This window comes from Providencia huaxiensis, from assembly GCF_002843235.3.
GTDB lineage: Bacteria > Pseudomonadota > Gammaproteobacteria > Enterobacterales > Enterobacteriaceae > Providencia > Providencia huaxiensis.
This window is the reverse complement of sequence record NZ_CP031123.2, coordinates 4,211,485-4,229,297: the sequence shown is the minus strand read 5'-3', so window position 1 is coordinate 4,229,297 and position 17,813 is coordinate 4,211,485. Positions and strand designations below refer to the sequence as shown.

Below are 17,813 nucleotides of genomic sequence, written 5' to 3'. Positions count from 1 at the left end.
TATTATGATTTATGAAGCTTCTCTCGTGGCTTTATGGGCCTTCTTTTGCGGTATAGATAAGTATGACGTTGCACTCAATATCCACCGCCCACTGATCACAGGGCCTGTTGTCGGCCTGATTATGGGTGATATGCAAGTCGGTTTAATTGCGGGTGCAACATTAGAATTAGCTTGGCTTGGTCTTGTTCCAAATGCAGGGGCTCAGCCGCCTGATGTTACCTTAGGTACTATCGCTGCTGTTGCATTTGCCATTATGACCAATCAATCACCAGCAGTAGCGATGGGAATCGGCATGCCAATTGCCGTTCTCATGCAAATGATCATTATCGGCTTTTTTGCTATTACCGCATTCACCATGGGGAAAGCTGACCGCTACGCTGAAAAAGCAGATGCAGCGGGGATCTCCCGGTTATTAGTCGCCACCATTACCGTTCGTTCTTTGCTCTACGCTATCGTCGCTTTTGTAACCGTTTACTTCGGTGAACACGCAGCACAATGGATTGATGAAAACACACCAAAAGTACTCCTCGAAGGCTTAGGTATTGGCGCGAAAATGGTTCCAGCAATTGGCTTCGCGATGCTGTTAAAAATCATGTGGTCAAAAGAAGTGGCTGGTGTGTTCTTTGTTGGTTTCGTCATGACTACTTATCTCAAGCTGCCAATTATGGCAGTGGCAATACTCGGCGCATCTGCGGCAGCACTGTATTACTTCTTCAGCGGTAACAACAATAAAAATAACTCACAACAAAATGAGGATTTTGAAGATGGTATCTGATAACAAAACAGCAGTAGAAACCAAAAACTTACCAGTGGGATCCTACGTTGATGGCATTGATGAGTACCAAGATACCACTGTCCGCAAAGTCATCACGAAAGGCGATCTATGGCGTTGTGCTTTTCGTGGGCTCTTTATGGAAGGTAACTTTAACTTTGAACGTATGCAGGGGGGAGGCTTTGCCTTCTCCATCATCCCAGCCCTACGCAAAATTCATGGTAATAACAAACGCGATTATGCAACTGCACTGAAAAATCACTTACAGTTTTTCAATGCGAGTCCAAAATTATTTACGTTCTTACTTGGTACAGCTGTGGCCATGGAAGAAAACAAAGAGAAGCCGTCAACTGTCAACGTTATGAAAGTGGCAGGTATGGGGCCAACAGGTGGCATTGGCGATGCTATCGACCATATGACATTGATGCCGCTGACTTTAGCATTAGGTGCATCTATCGCAATGGAAGGCTCAATTGCCGGCCCATTTGTTTTCTTCTTTTTGTACCAAATTGTTCACTTTTTTGTCTATTTCGGCTTGATGTTCATGGGGTATCGCGCGGGTACCGCAGCAATGGTTAATATGAGCGATGCAACAGAAAAGCTCGCTAAAGCCGCCAACATCATGGGGATTTTTGTGATTGGGGCACTTTCCGCCACCTTCATAAAAGTACAAACCACCGCTGCTGTTGAGGTAGGCGGCAAGGTGGTTGAACTACAAACCGCCTTGTTCGACAAAATCATGCCTAACTTACTCCCGCTTTGCCTCGTCTTTTTGATGTTCAAAATGGTGAAAGGGACTGGTTTCTGGGCCAAACCGCCCGTTCTTATCTTCTCTGTCTTAGCCTTCGGCGTTATTGGCCACGTACTCGGTGTGATGTAACAGGATCGTATTAAATTGTTTTTAGGTGGGTAGCTAAGTTACCCACCAGCAAGGAGTTATCAATGATTGGTTTGATTGTTTCTGGGCACATTAATTTTGCGAGCGGCATGGCCTCTGCGGTCAAGGCTATCGCAGGTGAACAGGAAAATATGGTGTTTATTGATTTTGTTGAAACCCTTTCTCCCGATGAATTAGAACAACAAATGCGAGCCGCAATGGACGCTATGAATTGTGAACAAGTGCTCTTTCTCACCGACCTTCCTGGTGGAACCCCTTGTAACCGCGCCATGGCAATTATGATGGAAAATCAATTCGTTGAAGTTGTAGCTGGCGTTAGCCTGCCGATGATCGTTAATGCGGCATTCGAGCGTGAAGGGGTTGATGCAAAAGAACTCCTTTCTATCTTACACGATATAGGGACTCGCAGTATTCAAGACCTACGTCAGCAACTGGCTATGACGTCAGAAACTGAATTTGAAGAAGATGGCCTATGAAACAACAATATGCCCTTTTAGCGGATCGTACTTTTACTCCTGAGGGAATTCGTTATCAGCAGTATGTTCGTGTGTGCAACGGTGTTATACAAGAAATTACGGATACCGCTCCCGAACATTGCCCTGTCATTCGCCTGGAAGGCCGCTCCTTACTACCGGGGTTTGTTGATATCCATATTCATGGGCGTGCTGGCGCAGACGTCATGGATGCAAGCCAACAAGGGTTGCAAACCATAGCCGATGCATTAGCCAAAACCGGTGTTGTTGCTTGGGTGGGAACCACCGTCACCGCACCAATGGATGATATCAAACGTGCACTCACCCAAGTCTGTGAGTTTATCGCCAAATCGCAAACATCAGGAGCCCAGTTAGTCGGCAGTTTTTTAGAAGGCCCTTACTTCACTGAACGTCATCGAGGCTCACATCCTGTTAAGTACTTAAAAGCACCGACCATTCATGAGCTGGAAGACCTTGTGCAATGTGCTAATCACACACTTTTACGGGTTGCAGTGGCCCCCGAAGCAGAAGGTGCCATTGAGGCTATTGATTGGTTAGTACAACGCGGTATTAAGACCAGTGTTGCACATACTGCCGCTGATTTCATACAAACCAGTCTTGCATTTTCACATGGTGCAGATTGTGGCGTACATCTTTATAACGGCATGACGGGTTTACATCATAGAGAGCCCGGTTGCTGTGGCGCAGTGTTGTACCACGATGTCCTTGCGGAACTGATTGCCGATGGCGTTCATGTTCACCCTGTCATGATGCAGCTAGCTTATCGAATGAAAGGTTATCAGCAGATCGCTTTAATTACAGATTGTATGCGAGCTGGAGGGTTACCGGATGGCGATTATCTCCTTGGTGCGCAAACAGTAAAAGTCACTCAAGGACAAGCCCGCACGGCTGATGGCTCTCTTGCAGGTAGTACATGTAGCCTTGATAGCGCATTGCGCAACATGGTGCAACTCGCGCATGTTCCTGAGTGGGAAGCAGTACAAATGGCCACTTCGGTTCCCGCTCAATACCTTGGGATCGATGACCAATTTGGCTACATCCGAGTTGGAGCACACGCTAATTTCGCTGTTGTTGATAACAATTTTTATCTAACAGACACATTCATCAGAGGTGAACACGTTCACTCTGTATTCGGGAATACCGACCATTAAGGCCGGTTACCTATCAGTAAATTATGAGGTATTTATAATGGAAATTCGTCAACCAATTCACAGTGAGCATGCAAAAACACTTGATACTGAAGGCTTACGCAAACAGTTCCTGATCGAGAATTTGCTCCGTGAAGGGGAAATGAATCTCACTTATAGCCATATCGACCGCATTATTGTGGGTGGTATTGTTCCAACACAAAAACCACTCGCGCTAATGGCAGGAAAAGCATTAGGCGTTGATTTTTTTCTTGAGCGTCGTGAGCTGGGTGCAATTAATATTGGGGGCGCGGGCCAAGTTATCGTTGATGGCGAAGCCTATGACATCGCACCAAAAGAAGCTATTTATATCGGTATGGGCGCTAAATCTGTCGAATTTATTAGTGCCGATGCCAATACTCCTGCACGCTTCTACATGAACTGCGCACCTGCACACCATACTTACCCAACACGCAAAATTACTATCGAACAAGCTTCGCCAGAAAAATTAGGTAATGTTGAGAACTGTAACGTTCGTACCATCTATAAGTTCTTACACCCATCGATTTTACCAACCTGCCAATTATCAATGGGTATGACAGTACTCGAGCCTGGCAGCTTATGGAATACCATGCCATGCCATACCCATGAGCGCCGTATGGAAGTCTATTTATATTTCAATATGAAAGAAGACAACGTTGTTTTCCATTATATGGGTGAGCCTTCGGAGACCCGCCATATTGTTGTTCGTAATGAACAAGCCGTTATTAGCCCGAGCTGGTCGATTCACTCAGGCGTAGGAACCGCTGCTTATACATTTATATGGGGAATGGTTGGAGAGAATCAGGTATTCCACGACATGGACCATGTTGCCATGAAAGATCTGAAATAATCCCTTTATCTTTTTGAACAAAATAAAAAAACGATGTGGCTGTACCGTCACATCGTAAGTGAGGCACATATGAATTTATTTGATTTAACTGGAAAAGTCGCGATTGTCACTGGATGTAATACTGGTTTAGGTCAAGGAATGGCAATTGGTTTGGCACAAGCAGGCGCAGATATTGTCGGAGTTGGAGTCCAAGATGCCCCTGAAACACGTGCTCAGGTCGAAGCTTTAGGCCGCAAGTTTCACTATATTATTATGAATTTAATGGAACAAGATGGGCTGCAAACTTTAGTTGATGATGCCGTATCTGCCATGGGCCATGTCGATATCCTTATTAATAATGCGGGTATTATTCGTCGCGAAGACTTACTCGAATTTAGTGAAAAAGATTGGGACGATGTGATTAATATTAATCAAAAAACCCTATTCTTTTTATCTCAACGTGTTGCACGACAATTCGTGAAGCAAGGAAATGGCGGTAAAATTATTAATATTGCTTCAATGCTCTCGTTCCAAGGTGGTATTCGAGTTCCATCTTACACGGCAAGTAAGTCCGCTGTCATGGGGCTCACTCGTGCTCTCGCTACTGAGCTTTCCCAATACAACATTAATGTGAATGCAATCGCCCCAGGTTACATGGCAACAGACAACACAGCAGCACTACGCGCTGATGCAGACCGCAATGCGGCTATCTTAGAGCGTATTCCAGCAGGCCGTTGGGGAACACCAGAGGATTTGGCAGGCCCAGCTGTCTTTTTAGCCTCCAAAGCAAGCGACTATATTAATGGTTATACCATTGCGGTTGATGGTGGCTGGTTAGCTCGCTAACCTATCTGGAGAAAATAATGGAACAATCATCATTACCAAAACCATTACAGCGCGATACGGTTTTAGACGACATGAAACGAGTTTACCGTTTTCAATCAAAAAACCAAGTACGCAGTGTACTTCGTCGTAGTGGTAAAACCCGTTTTATTAAAGATACGGATTGGGAACGTGGTGTTCTGTGGTCTTGTGTTGCCGCTGCTTGGCAAGCAACACAGGATAACGAATATCTGACTGGTGTATTGGATTACACATTACATACTGGATTTCGTACAGGACCTAACCCGCGTTTTGCCGATGACCATGTCTGTACTCAAGCTTATTTAGCTGTAAATTCACAATTTGATCATCCAGAAGTCCTTGAACCCACTATTAACGCATTCAACCTTATGCTAGCTGAGCCAAAACCAGGTCGAGAAGACTGGTGGTGGTGTGATGCACTTTTCATGGCTCCCCCAGCTTTTGCTGCCTTATCAGCTCAAACAAATGACAGTCGCTACTTAGACTACATGCATACCGCTTATTGGGATGCAGTAGACTATTTGCGTGATCCTGAAACTGGCTTAATTTATCGTGATTATCGCTATATTCCAGATGGCAAAGGCGGTGAATTGCGTGAAAAAAATGGTGAGAAAGTATTTTGGAGTCGAGGTATTGGTTGGGTTATTGCATCTATCCCACGTATCTTACAATCTTTACCTGATGGTTTCCCTGCCCGCCAGCAGTATGTGAATTTATTTGTTGAACTAATGGAAGCTGTCATTCAATACCAACAAGATGATGGTTTCTGGCGTACCAGTTTACTTGACCCACAAAGCTTCCCAGCCCCTGAAAGTAGTGCGACTGCATTATTTAGCTATGGCTTAGCATGGGGCTTAAATCAAGGTTTACTGGAAGAGACACGTTATCTGCCTTTACTCGAAAAATCATGGTGTGCACTACAAAGCTGTATTCACCCCAATGGAATGCTAGGTTGGGTACAGCTTCCAGCGTTCAACCCACGAGATGTCCAGTATGACCATAATATGGATTATGGAGCAGGAGCCTATTTATTAGCCGCAAGTGAAGTTATCCAACTCAAGATTTAATCCATTACGACCCGATTTACCATTGCTCAAGTTGTCATTTCATTACTTTCTTTTTGGCCAATTTATTGGCCATTTTTCTTGCTTCTATTTTTCTCTCTTCTTTACAAGCCGGCAATAAAAAACCCACGATCACTCGTGGGCAAATGTATATTTAATAAAAAGTGATATTACCAAGTATATTGAATACCCACACGGAAGCGTGTTTGGCGGTCACTTGAAAATCTATTTTCTTTCACATTACCCACTTCAACAAATGGGCGCCATAAAGCACCATCATCCGCTTTAATATCATAACGAAGGCGAACGTTGTGCTGATAATCGAATTTCTTATCATTATAAAGAGGTTGAGCGTTGTCGGCCATTTCCCACATTAAATCTAACTGATACTGTAAGTCTAAGTTACCCCATTTATAACCTATCCAGCTATCAAACTCTTGGATTTTAGAGTGGTAATTACTGCCATTTTCCCCTGCTTGACCATAATCCCATACTTTCCATTTATAACGGCCTTGTAAACGAATACCGTTATCAAATGTATAGTTTAAACGGACATAAGGAACATAAACCAAACCTAATTTATCAAAATCAAGAGAAGCACCAACAAGCCCCACTAAATTTGGGTTTAATTTCGTATAATAAAAAGCTGAAAATTCAGAACCATCAATTTTCATTGCGTCATAGGCACCATCTTTATTTCCATAACGCGCATCAAGTTCAAATCCAATATTCTTTCCTGTATCCAAGAAAGCTTTAATTCTGTCCCCACTTTTTCCTGATGCATCTAAATATTGATGACGATATTCAATTGTTGTTTTATAGTTATTTGCGAGAGCATATTGTGATGAAATTGAAAATAACACTGCACTAGCAATAATTAATTTTTTCATTATCTTTATTCCAAAGCTGTGTACTATTTAAGCACGAGGATAGTGATTCCCTGTTTTATTAGAGAATAATATTTTCATTATTTTTAGTTAATGCCACCTAATTTATTAGGCGGCAATTAAGAAATAATTTATTTAACTTCACAAGCTGAAGCTTTTTTATTTAATTTATTTGTTGTAGCTGTAATAAATTCTGTTGGTCTCCAAGAATCACCGGTTTTTTCTAACCACGGTATGAGCTCATCTTTAATTAATTTATCAATAATTGGCGCATTTTCGTCTGCGACATTTTTCATTTGATAAGGGTCATTCACATTATCATAAAGAGTATATTTCAGCGGTTGTCCATCTTGGCGGTCAATAACCAATGTATGCGTTTTCGTTCTCACGCCACGTTTACCAAACGAAGGTTCACCATACGGTATAAATAAATAAAGTTGAGAATTGGCGACATCCCCCTCACCAGTGACTACGCGTTCAGCTAAGTTACTTCCTTCAACTGAGCCAGGGATCCATTGCTCTAACCCTAATAAACCTAGGATCGTTGGGTAGATATCAGGTGCTGACATTAATGCATCATCTTGCCCCGGTTTAATTTTACCCGGTAACCGAAACATCATCGGAACACGCATCGATTCATCATATGGGTTATTCTTTGTTGGCTGGCCATTTGCACCAAGACAACTGCCATGATCAGAGAAGAAAACAACCAATGTATTATCCGCCAGCCCTTGTTTTTCAAGCTCATCAACAATACGACCAAATTGTTCATCAACACCGTTTACCATCGCCAGATATTCTTTAAAGTATTGAGGACCATAACCTTCTTGGTATTCCACATCCCATTTAACATTTGGTCGAGTATTTAGCTCTTGCGAGGTTTTTCCTTTATAGGCATCGAGATACTTTTGTGGAACTTGGTCATACGGTGAATGCGGAGGGTTCATTGAAACAACCAGCGCAAATGGCTTGGTATTATCACGATACTGCCCATTTTTATTCTGTAAGAATTTTATGGCCATATCCGCTTCGTGCTCTGGTCCCCATTGGTCTACATAAATAGGTTTTTCACGAGGCGTATCATTGGCCCAATACATTGGTTTCATATGCAGGTCATATGTGCCATAGGAGTACCAAAAATCAAAGCCATGGCGGCGGTTTGGAGCAGCCCATTCATTCCAATAACGCCCTTCCATCGGGTTGTTATAGCTTTCAATGAAAGGGGCATATGGTGCATCTAAATGCCATTTACCAATATACCCCGTGCTGTAATCTAATGATTTTAAAACATCAGACCAACAATTGGCATAAGGTGATAAATCAATCCCTACCTTACCGCCATAATCATGAGCGTTGCCTGTGATACCGTTACGAACAGGATATTGCCCTGTCATAAACATGCCTCGGAATGGAGAACATAATGGGTAATTAGATGCCATTTGCGTCATCACTTTCGCTTGTTTCGCAAACTTATTTAAATTGGGCGTAATTGACGGGTCTTCTCCCATAAATTGTAAGGCATGGGCACGCATCTCATCGGGGAATACTATCAATAAGTTAGGGGCGTCATCGGGCCGATAAGGCTTAATATTTGAAGGTTTTCCATCACTGGCTAAAATGGGACTAGAAACCGACATTGCTGCACCGCTGGCTGCTAATCCTTTTATAAAGGTTCTGCGCGAAACAGTCATTGCTTCATCCTCTTTTTGTTTACGTTTACGTTTTCTTTCGTTTTTGGTTAATACATATTATTTATACTTTTACATAAGATCAAAAAGTAAGTGATCGAAAATATCAAAATTCAAGTAGAGATCACAAAAAATGAGCAATACACCAAGAAAAAGCCAACTAACGCACAATAAAAAGATGGTGCCAACTTATTGAAAATAAAAATAATATATTGATTTACAAAAGAAATAAATAATTCAGAGATAATGAGCACAAAAGCTAAACTCTGTTTGTAAATTGTATAAAAATGATGCTTTCACCTCATTTAGCGTATTTTCATTTACTTTCAATAATGTAAAAAACAGGTAATCCGAAACAATACAAAAAGATAAATTTTTATCACTATCCTATATTCTGTAAAAATTAATCAATATAAGGATAATTATAAAAATTATTCAATTATCTAAAATTAAGAAAAAATAAAATGCCAAAATATGACTTTAATCATTCATTCCATCTAGCTTTCTATTATTTTTTCAATAAAAATATTTTTTATTTTTAGAGTGAATTATATTTTAATTATCTGACAGATATATATATTAATTAAATTTAAGATAGGACAATTTTAAAGCGAAGTGTTAAATAAAATATACATCGTGAAAGAAGATTATCACGCTTTAATATCAATAATTTAACAAAGTTATTTAATAAGAAGAATAAGGCGGGAGTAAAGTCGCCCATTCTAATCCATTATTCAAATAATGCCACTATTAATTATCAATTTTATATTCTCACTAGCATTTCTTAGAAAAATTCAACAGGTCTGATATTCAGAATATCTTTAGTTGTGATAAAAGAATAATACTGTGAAATGAAATTACAGCCACAGATATAACTGATGTAAAACGAATTCTATAAGATGCTGGGGAATAAAAGAATGAATATTGTTGAGCGGTTTATTTCTTACACCAAAATTAACACCACCACTGATAGAGAAAAAGGCGCGGCAGGAATTATGCCTTCTTCAGAAGGACAACGCGTCCTTGCAAAACAGCTGGTTCAAGAGCTAGAAGCTCTCGGCGTTGAAGATATTAAGCTGCGTGACACAGCCATTGTCACCGCAACGTTGCCATCTAACCTTGATTATGATGTGCCGACGGTTGCTTTCTTTGGCCACTTAGACACCAGTGCAGAACAAACCAATGACACTAAAGCACAAATCTTGCCATATACCGGTGAAGATTTGTGTATGAATAAAGAGCTTAATATTTATCTACGTAAGAGTGAGTTCCCTGAACTGGTGAATTATATCGGTGATGACATCATTGTCACTGATGGAACTAGCTTATTAGGCGCTGACGATAAAGCCGCCATTGCCTCTATCATGGATATGCTGCAATACTTTAAGCAAAACCCGGAGATTAAACACGGCACAATTAAAATTGGTTTTGTGCCGGATGAAGAGCAAGGACTACGTGGCGCTAAAGTTTTCGATGTTAAAGAATTCGGTGCTGATTTTGCCTATACCCTCGACTGCTGTGGTATTGGTGAATTAGTTTATGAAAACTGGAACGCAGGAGATGCCGAAATCATCTTTACAGGTAAATCAGCACACCCAATGTCCGCAAAAGGCAAGCTGGTTAACTCATTATTAATGGCGCAAAAATTTATTGCCATGTTACCAGGTGGTGAAGCCCCTGAGTATACAGATGGACGCGAAGGCTATTACTGGGTAAAACAAATGTCAGGTAACAGCGCTCGCACTGTTTTAAAAATGGATGTGCGTGATTTTACCGAAGACGGCTATCGCAAACGTATGGCTTTCTTAAAACAATTAGCAGAGAGCTGCGAAAGCCTTTGGGGCAACGAAAGTGTTGTTTGTAAGCTATCAGACCGCTACTCTAACGTTTACAATAGCCTACAAGGTGACAACCGTTATCCAATCGATATCGCTGTTGATGCCTATCAAGCTTGTGGCATTACGCCAAAAGTGATCCCAATGCGTGGTGGCTATGACGGAGCCGCTTTATCGCAAAATGGATTGCCTTGCCCTAATATCTTCACAGGCGCACATAACTTCCATTCAATCTATGAATACCTGCCAGTGAAATCCCTTTACGCCGCCAGCGATGTACTAAAACAAGTGGTACAAATCACCGCAGAACGCTTCAAACCAGGAGCTAAAGCATGATCCCAATTCTAACGGTTCTGATTATCGTTGTTTTGGTTGCGCGGTTTATTTTGAAGGGATACAAAGCTGAGCCAGTACTGTTAATCGCTGGCTTAGTATTGATGATATTCACCCTAGCCCTTGGCTGGGGGCCTATCCTCCCTAAAAATGTCGCCACCACCGGTATCACTTGGCTCGACCCATTTGAAGTCATGCGAGATTTATTCAGCAGCCGTGCAGCGGATCTCGGTTTAATGATCATGGCATTGATGGGCTTTGCGCACTATATGGACCATATCGGTGCCAATGAAGCGGTAGTTCGTGTTGCAACTAAGCCACTGAAAAATATGCGTTCACCTTACGTATTGCTATTTTTCTCTTTCTTGCTGGCGAGTATCTTGCAATTAGCTATTCCATCAGCGACAGGCTTAGCCGTACTGTTAATGGGTACCATGTTCCCAATTATGATAGGTTTAGGTCTATCACCTGCTTCTGCAGCTGGGGTCATCGCAACGTCTCTTGGGGTAGCCTACACACCAACCGCAATTGATGCTATTCGTGGTGCGAAAGCGGTCGACATGTCTGTCGTTGAGTATGTGCTTTACTATCAGGGCCCTGCAGCGTTAGCTACGGTATTAGTAGTCGGTATTACCCATATTTTCTGGCAACGTCACTGTGACCGTAAGCAAGGCTTTGTTCCCGAGATCGGTAAAGCCATTCAGTCTCATGAAAAAGAGAAAGTGACCAAGTCAGTTCCTGGGTATTATGCACTTCTCCCTATGTTACCCATTATTATGGCGGTAGGAACATCCAATTTGTTCTTTTCCGGTATTCACTTAGATGTCGTGACTATCGTACTGATTGCAATGGCAATCTGTATGGTGATTGAAACTCTTCGTGTACGTAACTTCAAACTGGTTTGTAATGGGTTCCAAACCTTCTTAAACGGAATGGGACACGCATTTAGTAATGTGGTGGGCTTACTGGTTGCAGCTGGGGTATTTGCTCATGGTATCAAAGTCAGTGGTGCTATTGACCAACTGATATTAGGTGCTGAATCTGTTGGTTTACCACCATTTGCCATGGCGATTGTATTCGCTTTAGTGACCTTAGCCGCCGCAATTATTATGGGCTCTGGTAATGCGCCATTCTTAGCATTCGTTGAACTCATTCCACAAATTGCTCACAGTATGGGCGTTAACCCAATTGCGATGATTTTACCTATGCAACAAGCCTCACACATGGGTCGAGGTATGTCGCCTGTTGCGGGGGTTATTATTGCGGTATCGAGTGGCGCAAAATTGCAGCCGTTTGATGTCGTGAAACGAACCGCGGTACCACTCATGGTTGGTTTTGTAGCTCACTGTGCAATTATTGGTATTTTTTACTAATTACTATATTTACCATTCAATAATTAAAGCGGGAAATATTCCCGCTTTTTACTTTTTCTAGCTAACCAATCCTAATGTTTACACTGGCAGTCTGAGGGGTCATCATGTTTGGGATCAGGGCAGCAAGAATCTATTGTCTTTTTTATAATATCAGACAATGTATTCACGGTATTTATAATGAGTGGCAAGTTTTCACAAACAGAATCGCATTCTGAAAGCCTTCTATCCGGTTTTACTGGTGGCGTTAAGCTATCACACAATATTTCCTGTAAAACCAACGAGAAATTTGCGATCCCAGTGGTATAAATGTATGAGCGTCCGTCGGTTTCTTTGGCTAGTCGTTCATACTCTCGCGTCACGTTATCTCTATCCACCAAGGTCGGAAAGCGATCTAAATTGGTTGGGTTATCATCCGGTGTGCCTTGGTAGGTATACACCTTAATTCCTCTTTCTTGAGCGACGGATATGGCTTCGTTATTTTTTGCGATAGCAGCACGCGTGAGAATTCCACCGCCCCCCTCCATTCCTTCATCACCCAACACAAAAATAGCTCTACGCGCATCATCTCGCCAATCAAAATGTTTACTTATATCAATAACCGCCCGACATAAATCCTCTTTATTTCCAGCATGATCTCGCCCATCGGATTCTTTAAACGGCAATCTAGCCTGTAGGTCCCTTTCGTTCGCGCCTGTTTTGATTAAATATTCACTGGCAGATTGGTCGAACTTTGTATTTGCCCAAGTCCCTTCGATACCTAAAAATGTCGCCCGAAGGTGGGATGGACACTTTGCTGATGCAGCCTCAATCGTCGCATCAATCTGTTTGCTTAAATCCCCAGCTTCATCAGACATTGAACCACTCGTATCAATAACAACAACTAAGTCTAATGCAATTTGCCCGTTTCCCGTCACGATCTGAGATGTATTCATTACTCCTAATGAATTTGATAGTAATCCATAATAATCCGAAAGGTTGGTTTGATTTGCATCGGTCTGTTCATTTGTCTTTTCTTTATCCATCGCATATTCCTTTTATTTATTTCTATTAAATATTTTTAAAATAATTTTTTATTATTGTTTTTATTACCATTTCTTTTTAATCAAGCAATTTATTATTACTTCTTTTTAGTGCTCGATATATTTCAAAAATAGAAATACGTATTCAAATAAACTAACACCATAAAAAGACTTTATTGGTGGGCTGATTGATTTTAATTAGGAAAAATTAATTGATAAAATCATTAGATATAAAAAAAGCCAGTACCTTTCGGCACTGGCTTCAATCAGGAATTTTACAGTAAAATCAGAAATTAGTTCTGATTGTCACTGCTAAAACCTGCATTTAACAGCTCAGCTAAGTTCGCTGTTGCTTCATCTGCACTCACTTGTGGTGCTTCCACAACATCGTTCAGATGACGGCGACGGATACGGTCTTGGTGATACGCAAAACCAGTACCTGCTGGGATCAGACGTCCAACAATAACGTTTTCTTTCAGACCACGTAATTCATCACGTTTACCAGCAACCGCAGCTTCAGTCAGTACGCGCGTCGTTTCTTGGAACGATGCTGCTGAGATAAAGGATTCTGTTGCCAGAGATGCCTTAGTAATACCCAACAGGTCACGAGCAAAGTTAGCTGGAATTTTACCTTCAGTTTCCAGTTTACGATTCGAAACTTTAACACGTGAGTACTCGACTTGTTCACCTTCGAGGAATTCAGAGCTTCCTGCATCCGCGATAGTGACTTTACGCAGCATCTGACGAACGATAACTTCAATGTGTTTATCGTTAATCTTAACGCCTTGTAAGCGGTAAACTTCCTGAACCTCGTTCGTGATATAACGCGTAACAGCATGGACACCACGCAGACGCAGAATATCGTGTGGAGATTCTGGACCATCCGAAACTACGTCACCGCGTTCAACGATCTCACCTTCGAACACGTTGAGCTGACGCCATTTAGGGATCATCTCTTCGTACGGATCGCTACCATCTAATGGTGTGATAACCAGACGACGTTTCCCTTTGGTTTCTTTACCAAACGAGATAATACCGCTGATTTCAGCCAAGATTGCAGGCTCTTTCGGACGACGTGCTTCGAACAAGTCAGCTACGCGTGGCAGACCACCCGTGATATCTTTAGTACCCACAGATTCTTGTGGAATACGCGCTAAGGTATCACCCGCATTGATAGCAACGCCATCGTCTAACTGAACAATTGCTTTACCCGGTAAGAAGTACTGAGTTGGCATGTCTGTGTTAGGGATAAGAACATCGTTACCTTTTGCGTCAATTACACGCAATGCAGGACGTAGGTCTTTACCACCACTGGTACGTTCCGCAGTATCCAGAACAACGATTGAAGACAGACCGGTTAATTCATCAGTCTGACGTGTCATTGTTTGACCATCAAGCATGTCAGAGAAGCTGATGAAACCAGACACTTCACTGACGACTGGCATGGTATGTGGATCCCAGTTCGCAACAGTTTCACCGCCCGTTACTGCATCGCCATCGCCTTTCGTCAAGTGCGCACCGTAAGGGACTTTATAGCTTTCTTTCGTACGGCCAAATTCATCAACCAGACGCAATTCAGTATTACGTGAAGTAATAACCAGTTTGCCTTCTGTGTTAGTAACGAATTTCGCGTTAACCAGTTTCAGAGTACCTGTGTTACGGACTTGAATGCTAGATTCTGCCGCCGCACGAGATGCCGCACCCCCGATGTGGAACGTACGCATCGTTAACTGTGTACCCGGCTCACCGATTGACTGTGCCGCGATAACCCCGATAGCTTCACCTTTGTTGATGATATGACCACGAGCAAGGTCACGACCATAACAGTGAGCACACACACCGAAGTCAGTTTCACAACTTACAACTGAACGAACTTTAACGCTGTCGACGGAGTTAGCTTCTAACAGGTCACACAGTTTTTCGTGCAGTAATGTATTACGTGGAACCAGAATGTCTGCCGTTCCTGGGATCAGGATATCTTCTGCAGTCACACGACCCAATACACGCTCACGCAGTGGTTCTTTAACGTCGCCACCCTCGATAACCGGAGTCATCAGGATACCTTCATGAGTTCCACAGTCGTCTTCAGTCACAACCAAGTCCTGTGCAACGTCAACTAAACGACGAGTCAAATAACCGGAGTTCGCTGTTTTCAATGCGGTATCGGCAAGACCTTTACGCGCACCGTGCGTAGAGATAAAGTACTGAAGAACGTTCAGACCTTCACGGAAGTTTGCCGTGATTGGTGTTTCGATGATGGAGCCATCTGGCTTAGCCATCAGACCACGCATACCTGCTAGCTGACGAATCTGAGCTGCAGAACCACGAGCACCGGAGTCGGCCATCATAAAGATACTGTTGAAAGAAACTTGTTGTTCTTCGACGCCATCACGGTTAATAACCGCTTCAGTCGACAAGTTTTCCATCATCGCTTTAGCAACACGTTCGTTTGCTGCTGCCCAGATATCGATAACTTTGTTGTAACGTTCGCCTGCTGTTACCAGACCAGACTGGAACTGTTCCTGAATTTCTGCAACTTCAGCTTCTGCTTCGGCGATGATCCCAGCTTTTTTCTCTGGAATAACCATATCGTCGATACCAACTGATGCACCAGAACGTGCCGCATAGGCAAAACCGGTATACATGATTTGGTCAGCAAAAATAACAGTAGGCTTCAGGCCCAGAACACGGTAACAGGTGTTCAGCATTTTGGAGATAGCTTTCTTACCTAACGCTTGGTTTACCAGAGCATAAGGCAGACCTTTCGGTACGATCATCCATAAAATTGCACGACCAACAGTGGTGTCAACTAAACCAGTGTTGATTGTAATGTTACCTTCCGAATCTTTTACTTCTTCAGTGATACGGACTTTAACGCGGGCATGCAGTGACGCATGACCTGAACGGTAAACACGCTCAGCTTCTTTAGGACCGGCTAATACCATGCCCTCGCCTTTCGCGTTTACGCAGTCACGTGTCATGTAGTAAAGACCCAATACAACGTCCTGAGAAGGAACGATGATCGGCTCACCACTTGCAGGTGACAGGATGTTGTTGGTTGACATCATCAACGCACGTGCTTCTAACTGAGCTTCCAGAGTCAGAGGAACGTGTACCGCCATTTGGTCTCCATCGAAGTCGGCGTTATATGCCGCACAAACGAGTGGGTGCAATTGGATAGCTTTACCTTCGATAAGAATAGGTTCGAAAGCTTGGATACCCAGACGGTGAAGTGTTGGTGCACGGTTCAGCATGACTGGGTGTTCACGGATGACTTCATCCAAGATATCCCAAACAACCGCTTCTTCGCGCTCAACCATTTTCTTCGCAGCTTTAATGGTTGTAGCCAGACCACGTAATTCTAATTTGCCATAGATGAATGGTTTGAATAACTCAAGAGCCATTTTCTTCGGCAGACCGCACTGATGCAGACGCAGGTATGGACCCACGGTGATAACAGAACGACCTGAGTAGTCAACACGCTTACCAAGTAAGTTCTGACGGAAACGACCTTGTTTACCTTTGATCATATCTGCCAAAGATTTCAGAGGACGTTTGTTAGAACCTGTGATTGCACGACCACGACGACCGTTATCTAACAGGGCGTCAACGGCTTCTTGCAACATACGTTTTTCGTTACGTACGATGATGTCTGGCGCAGCCAGATCCAGAAGACGTTTCAGACGGTTATTACGGTTGATTACGCGACGATACAGATCGTTCAGATCTGATGTTGCGAAACGACCACCATCGAGTGGAACTAATGGACGCAGATCCGGTGGTAATACTGGCAGCACGTTTAAGATCATCCACTCTGGTTTGTTACCAGATTGGATAAATGCTTCCAGCAGTTTGATACGTTTGGTCAGCTTCTTACGCTTAGTTTCAGAGTTAGTTTCGTTTAACTCTTCGCGCAGGGTTTCACACTCGTTCTCAAGATCGAGGTTTTTCAGCAGGCCTTGGATTGCTTCCGCACCCATTTTCGCATCAAATTCGTCACCGAACTCTTCCAACGCATCTAAATATTGCTCTTCTGTCAGAATCTGTGCACGCTCAAGGCTAGTCATACCGCCTTCAACAACAACATATGATTCAAAGTACAGAACGCGTTCGATATCACGCAGTGGCATATCGAGCAGTAAACCGATACGGGATGGCAGTGATTTTAAGAACCAAATATGTGCAGTCGGAGAAGCAAGTTCAATGTGCCCCATGCGCTCACGACGGACTTTGGTCTGTGTAACTTCAACGCCACACTTCTCACAAATCACACCACGGTGTTTTAAACGTTTGTACTTACCGCACAGACATTCGTAGTCTTTTACTGGCCCGAAAATACGCGCACAGAAAAGACCATCACGCTCAGGCTTGAACGTACGGTAGTTAATGGTTTCTGGCTTTTTAACTTCACCGAATGACCATGAACGGATCATATCAGGTGATGCCAGAGCAATCTTGATAGCATCAAACTCTTCGGTCTTGGTTTGCGCTTTCAGAAACTTTATTAAGTCTTTCACAAAATGCTCCTGTCGGAGTTAGACCTGTCAGGTGAGTGTTCAAAGACACTCTCCCCAAATCCCAGTGCTTA

General features: G+C 42.8%; 13 protein-coding genes. 9 read left to right on the top strand and 4 right to left on the bottom strand.

The genetic code is table 11. The features are described 5' to 3' along the window. The first annotated feature begins 4 nt into the window (after nt 1–4). From agaW to CYG50_RS21280, 7 genes are all read left to right on the top strand, one after another. Nucleotides 5–775: a PTS N-acetylgalactosamine transporter subunit IIC gene (gene agaW, locus CYG50_RS21310; protein WP_004264436.1), complete on the top strand. Its 771-nt coding sequence runs from the start codon at nt 5–7 to the stop codon at nt 773–775. Further along, nucleotides 765–1,652: a PTS system mannose/fructose/sorbose family transporter subunit IID gene (locus tag CYG50_RS21305; RefSeq protein ID WP_102140191.1), complete on the top strand. Its 888-nt coding sequence runs from the start codon at nt 765–767 to the stop codon at nt 1,650–1,652. The genes agaW and CYG50_RS21305 overlap by 11 nt, the downstream gene beginning before the upstream one ends. A gap of 62 nt (nt 1,653–1,714) precedes the next feature. Then, nucleotides 1,715–2,146 carry a PTS galactosamine/N-acetylgalactosamine transporter subunit IIA gene (gene agaF / locus CYG50_RS21300; RefSeq protein WP_102140192.1) on the top strand — a complete coding sequence of 144 codons (432 nt, stop codon included), beginning with the start codon at nt 1,715–1,717 and terminating at the stop codon, nt 2,144–2,146. Further along, a complete protein-coding gene (gene nagA / locus CYG50_RS21295) occupies nt 2,143–3,315 on the top strand; it encodes an N-acetylglucosamine-6-phosphate deacetylase (protein ID WP_102140193.1) in 1,173 nt (390 codons plus the stop codon). Before agaF ends, nagA begins: the two co-directional genes overlap by 4 nt. A gap of 37 nt (nt 3,316–3,352) precedes the next feature. Next, nucleotides 3,353–4,183 carry a 5-dehydro-4-deoxy-D-glucuronate isomerase gene (kduI, locus tag CYG50_RS21290; RefSeq protein ID WP_102140194.1) on the top strand — a complete coding sequence of 277 codons (831 nt, stop codon included), beginning with the start codon at nt 3,353–3,355 and terminating at the stop codon, nt 4,181–4,183. A 69-nt stretch (nt 4,184–4,252) separates the two neighbouring features. Continuing rightward, the gene (gene kduD, locus CYG50_RS21285) at nt 4,253–5,008 is read left to right on the top strand and encodes a 2-dehydro-3-deoxy-D-gluconate 5-dehydrogenase KduD (RefSeq protein WP_102140195.1); all 756 of its coding nucleotides are present in this window, start codon (nt 4,253–4,255) and stop codon (nt 5,006–5,008) included. A gap of 17 nt (nt 5,009–5,025) precedes the next feature. Next, a complete protein-coding gene (locus tag CYG50_RS21280) occupies nt 5,026–6,093 on the top strand; it encodes a glycoside hydrolase family 88/105 protein (protein WP_102140196.1) in 1,068 nt (355 codons plus the stop codon). A 167-nt stretch (nt 6,094–6,260) separates the two neighbouring features. Here CYG50_RS21280 and CYG50_RS21275 read toward each other — a convergent pair whose 3' ends face one another. Continuing rightward, nucleotides 6,261–6,980 (bottom strand): oligogalacturonate-specific porin KdgM family protein, encoded by a 720-nt coding sequence (locus CYG50_RS21275; RefSeq protein WP_102140197.1) that lies wholly within the window; start codon nt 6,978–6,980, stop codon nt 6,261–6,263. A 128-nt stretch (nt 6,981–7,108) separates the two neighbouring features. Next, nucleotides 7,109–8,668 carry a sulfatase-like hydrolase/transferase gene (locus CYG50_RS21270; protein ID WP_102140198.1) on the bottom strand — a complete coding sequence of 520 codons (1,560 nt, stop codon included), beginning with the start codon at nt 8,666–8,668 and terminating at the stop codon, nt 7,109–7,111. Nucleotides 8,669–9,582: 914 nt separating this feature from the next. Between CYG50_RS21270 and pepT the strand changes: the two genes are divergently transcribed. Both pepT and dcuC read left to right on the top strand, forming a co-directional pair. Further along, nucleotides 9,583–10,836 (top strand): peptidase T, encoded by a 1,254-nt coding sequence (gene pepT / locus CYG50_RS21265; protein WP_102140199.1) that lies wholly within the window; start codon nt 9,583–9,585, stop codon nt 10,834–10,836. Beyond that, nucleotides 10,833–12,206, top strand: coding sequence for a C4-dicarboxylate transporter DcuC (gene dcuC, locus CYG50_RS21260; protein ID WP_102140200.1), 1,374 nt, complete (start codon nt 10,833–10,835; stop codon nt 12,204–12,206). Before pepT ends, dcuC begins: the two co-directional genes overlap by 4 nt. Before the next feature lie 71 nt (nt 12,207–12,277). On the opposite strand, the gene CYG50_RS21255 is transcribed toward dcuC, so the two are convergent. Further along, nucleotides 12,278–13,228, bottom strand: coding sequence for a vWA domain-containing protein (locus CYG50_RS21255; protein WP_102140201.1), 951 nt, complete (start codon nt 13,226–13,228; stop codon nt 12,278–12,280). Between the two features lie 290 nt (nt 13,229–13,518). Further along, complete coding sequence (gene rpoC, locus CYG50_RS21250; protein ID WP_102140202.1) at nt 13,519–17,742, bottom strand: DNA-directed RNA polymerase subunit beta'; 4,224 nt, start codon at nt 17,740–17,742, stop codon at nt 13,519–13,521. Between the last annotated feature and the right edge of the window lie 71 nt (nt 17,743–17,813).